Origin of the sequence: Blastococcus carthaginiensis (genome assembly GCF_030731085.1) — a bacterium.
Taxonomy (GTDB): domain Bacteria; phylum Actinomycetota; class Actinomycetes; order Mycobacteriales; family Geodermatophilaceae; genus Blastococcus; species Blastococcus carthaginiensis.
Window position 1 is genome coordinate 1 of record NZ_JASNFN010000056.1, and the last position, 7,460, is coordinate 7,460.

A 7,460-nucleotide genomic window follows, 5' to 3' on the forward strand; every position below is an offset into this window, starting at 1 on the left:
GATCAGCCGGCCGTCGATCGGGTTGCCGATGGCCACCTGCACGCATCCGCCGGGCGGTGCGGCGCGAATGCCGAGCAGGTCGAGTTCGGCGAGGCTCTCCCGGCACTGGGCGGCGGTGACGATCTCACCGGCGACCTCGGCGGCCGGCTGGGTGCCGCCGTCGCCGTCGGGGTCGTGCAGTGAGGGCAGCGGGGCGTGGATGGTGAGCTGGGCGGTGACCGCCGGCCGGGTCTGGTCCCAGGGGCGCAGGATCAGGTCGGCGGCGACGGCGGCCCGGATGACGCCGATGGGACGGGCGTCGCCGTCGGCGCGCAGCAGCTGGGCGTACTGGTCGATGGCGTCGGCGCACGCCGCAGCGACGTGGAGGGGCAGGTCGGCGACGAGCTGGCTCATGCCCTCGCCGGTGGGGCGGGTGGTGACGTCGGCCCGTTTGGCTGCCTCTTTGCGGCGTTTGTCCAGGGCGTCGGCGTCCAGGCGGGCCAGGGCCCGGCGCACCCGGGCCCGCAGCTGGGGGACGGTGAGCCGCCCGGCGTGGGGCAGGACGCGGCGTTCCACCTCGGCGATGACCTCGGGCTTGGCGGTGGACAGCAGGTCGACCAGGGCGCGCATCTTCCGCACGTCGATGCGGCCGGCGTACAGGGCGTCCCAGGTGCCGGTGAGCAGGGTGGTGAGCAGGATCGATTCGATGGCCAGGGTTTCGGCCTCGACCTCCGAGCAGCCGCGGATCAGCGCGAGTTCGGACACGAACGTTTCGCTGACCTGAGCCAGGACCTCGGATCGGCGGAGCCGGCTGTCCAGCCCGGGGCCACCCAGCGGGCCGAAGTCGCGGTCGCGTTCGATGGAGCGGCGGCGGGCGAGGGCGGCGATGGCCTCGGCGCGCTGGGCGGCGTGCCGGGCTTCGCGGGCGTCGGCGGCCCAGATGTCGGCGACCAGCTCGAGGTCGCTCAGCCCGGGGGCGTCGGTGTCGGGCACCCAGGGGATCGGGACGCCGTCCTCTGGCGCGCGGGGTGGTTCGCCGATGAACACACCTGCACCGTAGAACCGGCCACCGACAGTTTCTGCAGGTCAGTCGTAGGGGTTGGTGAGGACGGTGCGGGCCTGCAGGACTGCGAAGGTGACCGGGGGGCCCTCGGTGGTGGTGGTGCCGGGGACGTCGGCTGCGGCGCCGCCGTCGACGGTGAAGGTGGCGCCCCAGGTGACGGTGAGGGAGGCGGTGTAGGTGCCCGACCGGTAGCTGTGCTCGATGCTGTGGTCGGGATAGGGGGCGCCGGGGTCGGTGGTGGTGATCGGGCCGCCGGGGTCGCCGGTGTGCCAGGTGAACTGCTCGGCGGTGGCGTCGATGACCACGGTGAAACCGCGGATGTCCACGGTGAAGCTCTGGGTGGTCGGGGAATCGGTGTAGAAGATCACCGGCAACCCCGTCAGGCCGTCCCCAGGCGGCTGATGCCGGGTCGCCAGCTGGGGCAGTGGCAGCGTCTGGAAGAAGGAAAAAACTTCCTCACCAGAGGGAGGCGGGTTGAGCGACGTGATGTCCAGGCAGCCCTGCCGGACGTCAATCCAATCGCCTACGGGATCGCCTGGCTCCAAGCCATTCGGAACGGGAACCGGAGTGCCGTCCGCAAGCGGTACTACGGTCCCATCGGACCTTACGACTCGACGCTGCTGGACTACGAGGTATTGCACGACTCGCCCCGGCTCTTGAGGGCACTCGCGGAAGTCCATGGCTGAGCAGCCACCCTCACGTTCGTCCGAGAGAGCGCACAGGTGCCTTAGTCGCCAGATGTAGTTGGCGACTCCCTCCGGACCGCCGGCGACGAGTTCGCCGACGCCAGATCCGGAGAAGCCGACGTCGACCGAACCGTCGCCCATGTCCGTGCTGCCACAGTCGTCGAACGAGCAAGCCAGCACGGGCGCGCCTTCACCACATAACAGCGCTAGCGTCAATGCCAGAACGGTGAGCGTGCGAATACCCAGGCTCCTCATCCCAAGGTGAAGCCCTTCACGAGCCAGGAGCGGTCCATCTGAGACCAGATAAGCGTGATGCCAGAACTCAAGTTGGGTGCCGGCTCGGCGCGAGCCTCGAGAACGGTCCCGTTTGCATCGACCAACGACACAGGTTCTCGTCGGGCGCCGAAAGCGATCATCGCCTCGTCGTTGTCAATGAGCGGTGCCGTGACGTCATTAAGGCTTAGCTCGCCTCCGACGTAGCGCTCTCCGGCTGCGGCGGCGGCGTCGTAGTTGCCCGCGATTCGCAAGCAGTCCTGGCATTCGGCTCCGAGTTCACGTAGCGCCTCGCCGCTGGGGACAGTGCGCTGCCTATTGAGAAGGTCGATCCAGTAGCGGAGGAAGGCTTCGGCGCCTGCTGCGTCCTTGGTGCGCGCCTCGTCGGGGACCGGGAAGTCCGCCGGACCCAGGGGCGGGAGCGTCTCGGTGGTCGGGGCGGCGGCCGTCGTCGGCAGGGTGGTGCTGGCTTCCTGCTTCTCCGAGCACCCCGTCAGCAGCACGGTGCCGGCCAGCGCGCAGCCGAGCGTCGTCCGGATCAGGCCCCCACGGAGATCACGCACAGCGGGAGACTACGCAGAGTTCGGCGGCATCCGGATCCGTAACTGTGGACAGCCTGCCCGCGCCGCCGGATCGGGTGACGCCCCGGCGCACGAGACCTGGCTCACCGGCGCACAATCCGGAGCCGACACCACCGCGGACGGGGGGAGAGGCATGGGCACGCACAGCGCCGCGACGGGGACCAGCCCCTTCGACACCAGCGGCATCGAGGTCGGCGCCGGCGGCATCCGCCGTTACGTGAACCTGCCGCAGAACGTCGTGCGGGTGCTGGCCGAGCAGGCCCAGCGGCACGGTGACCGCACCGCCATCGTCGAGCTCGGCGGCGGCCGGCTCACCTACGCCCAGCTCTGGGAGCGGGCCAGACGCGTCGCCGGTGGCCTACGGGACGCCGGCGTCACCGCCGGCGACCGGGTCGCGGTGCAGCTGCCCAACGGCGTCGACTGGGTGCTCGCCTTCTGGGGCGCCCAGCTCGCCGGCGCCGTCGTCGTCCCCATGAACACCCGGCTCGCCCCGGCCGAGGCCGGCTTCATCCTCGCCGACTGCGGTGCCGCCCACGTCGTCCGCCCGGGCGAGCCACTGCCCGACGGGGAGCCCGGGGAGGTCCCCGACCCGCAGCACACCGACGTCGCCGCGCTCTTCTACACCAGCGGCACGACCGGTCGCCCCAAGGGCGCGATGACCACCCACGAGAACTTCCTCAGCAACATCGAGTCGGTCATCCGCTGCCGCGAGCTCAGCCGCGACCCCGACGCAGCCCACGCCACGCTCATCTCGGTGCCGCTGTTCCACGTCACCGGCTGCAACTCCCAGTTCCTCACCCAGATCGCCCTGGGCGGAGTGTCGGTGCTGATGCCGCGGTTCGACGCCACGTCCTTCCTGGCCGCCATCCCCGAGCACGGCATCACGCTGATCACCAGCGTCCCCACCATCTACGAGCTCGTGCTGCGCCACCCGGACCTGGGGGCGACCGACCTCTCCACCGTCCGCACGCTCAGCTACGGCGGCGCCCCCATCGCCCCCGAGCTCGTACACCGGCTGCGGACGGCGTTCCCGAACGCCCGGCTGGGCAACGGGTTCGGCCTCAGCGAGACCAGCGCGCTGGCCACCTTCCTGCCGCACGAGTACGCCGAGACCCACGCCGACGCCGTCGGGTTCCCCACCCCGGTCGACGACGTCGACCTGCATGGGTCCGACCCGGTCACCGGCGTGGGGGAGCTGCTCGTGCGCGGGCCGAACGTCGTCACCGGCTACTGGGGTGACCCGGCGCGGACCGCCGAGACGTTCCAGGACGGCTGGCTGCACACCGGCGACCTCGCCACCATCACCGACGGCATCGTGCGGATCGTCGACCGCGCCAAGGACATGGTCAACCGCGGCGGCGAGAACGTGTACAGCGTCGAGGTGGAGAACGCCCTCGCCGAGCACCCCGACGTCCTCGAGGTCGCCGTCGTCGGGGTCCCCGACCCGGTGATGGGGGAGAAGGTCGGCGCCGTCGTCCTGCCGAAGCCGGGCACGGACGCCGGCCGGTTGGTCGCGGACCTGTCTGCCTTCGCCCGCGAGCGGCTGGCCGACTTCAAGCGCCCGCAGTTCGTGCGGGTCATCGACGGCCCGCTGCCGCGCAACGCCGGGGGCAAGGTGCTGAAGAGCGCGCTGCGGGACGTCGACGGCTGGGTCGCCGTCCCGCGGTAGGGCTACGTTGCCGGAGACCGCTTCCCCGGCGACAGGAGCACCCGTGCGCATCGGCATGCCCATCTCCTACAGCGGCGGCTTCGACCGCACCACGGCCGTCATCGCCGAGTACGAGGCGGCGGGCCTGGACACCGTCTACGTGGCCGAGGCCTACTCCTTCGACGCGGTAAGCCACCTGGGCTACCTGGCCGCCAAGACGACGACGGTCGAGATCGCCTCGGGCATCCTCAACATCTACTCGCGGACGCCGACGCTGCTGGCCATGACCGCCGCCGGTCTGGACTTCCTCTCCGGCGGTCGCTTCACCCTCGGCATCGGCGCCTCGGGTCCGCAGGTGGTCGAGGGGTTCCACGGGGTCCCCTACACCGCCCCGCTGGCCACGACCCGCGAGGTGGTGGAGGTCTGCCGCACGGTGTGGCGCCGGGAGAAGGTCGACCACCACGGCGCGCACGTCGACATCCCGCTGACCCCCGATCGCGGCGGCAGCGGGCTCGGCAAGCCGCTGAAGCTGATCAACGAGCCGGTGCGGCCGCGGATCCCGATGCTGCTGGCGGCCATCGGCCCGAAGAACGTCGCGCTCGCCGCGGAGCTGTTCGAGTCGTGGCAGCCGGCGTTCTTCCTGCCCGAAGGCAGCGCGACGGCGTTCGGGGACGCGCTGGCCGAGGGGACGGCGCAGCGGGACCCGGAACTCGGGCCGCTGGACATCTCCGCCGACACCCAGCTCGTGATCAGCGAGGACGCCGACGAGCAGGCCGCGGCGCTGGACCAGGTGCGCGCGAAGCTGGCGCTCTACGTCGGCGGGATGGGCGCCCGCGGCAAGAATTTCTACAACGACCTGGCCGTGCGCTACGGCTACGCCGAGGCGGCCGCCCACGTGCAGGACCTCTACCTGGGCGGGAAGAAGGACGACGCCGCCGCCGCACTGCCGGAGGAGTTCGTCCGCGGTGTCTCCCTCGTCGGGCCGCGGGGGTACGTCGCCGAGCGGGTCGCAGCCTTCCGCGAGGCCGGGGTGACGACGCTCAACGCCACACCCCTGGCCGCCGATCACGCCGAGCGGCTCCGCGCGATCGAGACGCTGAAGGCGCTCGCATGACGGCGCTGCCCGCCCACGAGCAGGAGTTCGTCGCGCTCACCGCGGAGTTCGTCGACCGGCGGGTGCGTCCGCGGGTGGCCGAGTTCGAGGCCGAGGACCGCTACCCGCAAGCCTTCCTCGAGGAGATGGAGGCGCTCGGCCTCTTCGGGCTACTGGTGCCCGAGGAGCACGGTGGCAGCGGCGTGAGCACCGCCTGCTTCGCGCGCGTCACCGAGAAGCTCGCCCGCGGCTGGATGAGCCTGGCCGGCGCGATCGGCGGCCACTCGGTCATCTCGCACTTGCTGGCGACCGCCGGCACCGAGGAGCAGCGGACCCGCTACCTGCCGCGGATGGCCACCGGCGAGGTGCGCGCCACGATGGCGCTCACCGAGCCCGGCGGCGGCAGCGACCTCCAGGCGATGCGCACGCACGCCGTCCGCACCGACGACGGCTGAGCGGTCACCGGCAGCAAGAGCTGGATTTCCAACGCCCAGCACTCCCAGCTCATCGGCCTGCTCTGCCGCACCGACCGCGACGCCGTCCCGCCGCACACCGGCATGAGCGTGCTGCTGGTGGAGCCCGGCGAGGGCCTGGAGATCTCGGCGAAGATCCCCAAGCTCGGCTACCGCGGCATCGAGGCCTGCGAGCTGACCTTCGATGGCATGCAGGTGCCGGACGGCGCCGTCCTCGGCGGGGAGCCCGGCCGCGGCTGGGTGCAGATGATGCGCGGCCTGGAGGTCGGGCGGGTGCAGGTCGCCGCCCGCGCGGTGGGGGTCGCGCAGGCGGCGCTGGCCGCGGCCACCCGGTACGCGCAGGAGCGCGAGTCCTTCGGCGTCCCCATCTGGAAGCACCAGTCGGTCGGCAACCTGCTGGCCGACATGGCCACCAAGGTGCAGGCCGCCCGGCTGCTCACCGCCGACGCCGCCGCGAAGCTCGACGGCGGCGCCCGCGCCGACATGGAGGCCGGCATGGCGAAGCTGTTCGCCTCCGAGGCCGCCATGGAGGTCGCCCTGGACGCCATGCGCGTGCACGGCGGCTACGGCTACTCGAAGGAGTTCGACGTCGAGCGCTACTTCCGCGATGCGCCGCTGATGATCCTCGGCGAGGGCACCAACGAGATCCAGCGCACCGTCATCGCCGCGCAGTGGATCGCCCGCCACCCGCTTTAGAGCCTCCGCCAGTAGGTCAGCGGATGCGTGGTGATCTTGGCCGGGTGTCCCAGCGGTAGAGGCGCCAGGCGCCCCGGCACAGTGCACGGACGGTGACGATGGCGGCAGCCAGCGCCAGGTAGGCGTCGACGCAGACCTGGCGGCGTTCGGTGCAGCGGCGCAGCTTTCCGAAGTTGTTGAGCCAGGAGTTGGTCCGCTCCACCACCCAACGCTTGCCGACCTGGATGGGAGCGGGTTCGCCGCGGTGGGCGATCTGACCGAGCAGGCCTCGTTCGTCGAGTGCTTCGCGGCAGGGGCGGTAGTCGTAGCCGGCGTCCAGATGCGCCGTCGCACCGGCCGGCAGCGGCTGGAAGTCCTTGAGCGCGTCCAGCGTCTGGGGCAGCAGGGCGTGGTCGACGGTGTTGGCCGGCGCGGACACCGTGGCCAGCGGGATGCCGCCGCCGTCGGTGAGCTGGGACCGTTTCAGCCCGCCCTTGCCCCGGTCCACCGGGCTGCGACCGGCGCATTCCCCGCCGCACGGGGCCTTGGTGGTGCATCCATCGACGGCCACGTCGGCCAGGTCCAAGCCGATCATCTTGTCGTAGGCATCCAGGCAGGCCAGTCGCAGCCGGTCGAACACTCCCAGGGCGATCCACTCGTCCCGGCGGCGACGCATGGTGGTGGCCGAGCACGAGTCGTCGGCGATGCGCTCGTAGCCGGCGCCGAACACCAGCGCCTCGACGAGCTTGCCGAACACCACGGCATCGTCGATGCGCGGCCGGTGACAGCCCAACGGATGCTCATCGACACGCACAGGCAGCAGGGTGAGGAACTCCTCGCGCAGCGGGTCAAGGATGCACGATGGGACGGCAGGCACGAGGCGTCCACAGTTCACGGAGCGTTAGCACCTTCGCGAGCGTGGCCCTCGTGCCTGCCCTTGCCGATCAGCCACGCCGAACGGCGCGACCTCACCTACTGGCGGGGGCTCT

At 71.4% G+C, this 7,460-nt stretch carries 8 protein-coding genes and 1 pseudogene; 5 read left to right on the forward strand and 4 right to left on the reverse strand.

The features are described 5' to 3' along the window. The 3 genes from QOZ88_RS22970 to QOZ88_RS22980 form a co-directional block, all read right to left on the reverse strand. Positions 1–1,026: DUF222 domain-containing protein (locus QOZ88_RS22970; protein ID WP_306001896.1), on the reverse strand; the 1,026-nt coding region annotated here is incomplete at its 3' end. A 39-nt stretch (positions 1,027–1,065) separates the two neighbouring features. After that, positions 1,066–1,410, reverse strand: coding sequence for a hypothetical protein (locus QOZ88_RS22975; protein ID WP_306001996.1), 345 nt, complete (start codon positions 1,408–1,410; stop codon positions 1,066–1,068). Positions 1,411–1,979: 569 nt separating this feature from the next. Continuing rightward, positions 1,980–2,564, reverse strand: a complete 585-nt coding sequence (locus tag QOZ88_RS22980; RefSeq protein ID WP_306001997.1) for a hypothetical protein — start codon at positions 2,562–2,564, stop codon at positions 1,980–1,982. Between the two features lie 151 nt (positions 2,565–2,715). Between QOZ88_RS22980 and QOZ88_RS22985 the strand changes: the two genes are divergently transcribed. From QOZ88_RS22985 to QOZ88_RS23005, 5 genes and pseudogenes are all read left to right on the forward strand, one after another. Beyond that, positions 2,716–4,251 (forward strand): class I adenylate-forming enzyme family protein, encoded by a 1,536-nt coding sequence (locus QOZ88_RS22985; protein WP_306001998.1) that lies wholly within the window; start codon positions 2,716–2,718, stop codon positions 4,249–4,251. Between the two features lie 43 nt (positions 4,252–4,294). Next, positions 4,295–5,344 (forward strand): LLM class F420-dependent oxidoreductase, encoded by a 1,050-nt coding sequence (locus QOZ88_RS22990; protein WP_306001999.1) that lies wholly within the window; start codon positions 4,295–4,297, stop codon positions 5,342–5,344. After that, the gene (locus QOZ88_RS22995) at positions 5,341–5,778 is read left to right on the forward strand and encodes an acyl-CoA dehydrogenase family protein (RefSeq protein WP_306002000.1); all 438 of its coding nucleotides are present in this window, start codon (positions 5,341–5,343) and stop codon (positions 5,776–5,778) included. The genes QOZ88_RS22990 and QOZ88_RS22995 overlap by 4 nt, the downstream gene beginning before the upstream one ends. 15 nt (positions 5,779–5,793) lie before the next feature. Then, positions 5,794–5,973 (forward strand): annotated as a pseudogene (locus tag QOZ88_RS23000) (acyl-CoA dehydrogenase family protein); the annotation flags it as partial. A gap of 12 nt (positions 5,974–5,985) precedes the next feature. Beyond that, on the forward strand, positions 5,986–6,492 hold the full coding sequence (locus tag QOZ88_RS23005; protein WP_306002001.1) for an acyl-CoA dehydrogenase family protein: 507 nt from the start codon (positions 5,986–5,988) through the stop codon (positions 6,490–6,492). Between the two features lie 16 nt (positions 6,493–6,508). Here the strand turns inward: QOZ88_RS23005 and QOZ88_RS23010 are convergent, their stop codons facing one another. After that, positions 6,509–7,348: an IS5 family transposase gene (locus tag QOZ88_RS23010; RefSeq protein WP_306001625.1), complete on the reverse strand. Its 840-nt coding sequence runs from the start codon at positions 7,346–7,348 to the stop codon at positions 6,509–6,511. Between the last annotated feature and the right edge of the window lie 112 nt (positions 7,349–7,460).

Excerpts from the sequence above, each read along its gene's own strand:
- QOZ88_RS22995 (WP_306002000.1), top strand. The coding sequence starts at position 5,341 with ATGACGGCGCTGCCCGCCCACGAGCAGGAGTTCGTCGCGCTCACCGCG.
- QOZ88_RS22985 (WP_306001998.1), top strand. The coding sequence starts at position 2,716 with ATGGGCACGCACAGCGCCGCGACGGGGACCAGCCCCTTCGACACCAGC.
- QOZ88_RS23005 (WP_306002001.1), top strand. The coding sequence starts at position 5,986 with ATGCAGGTGCCGGACGGCGCCGTCCTCGGCGGGGAGCCCGGCCGCGGC.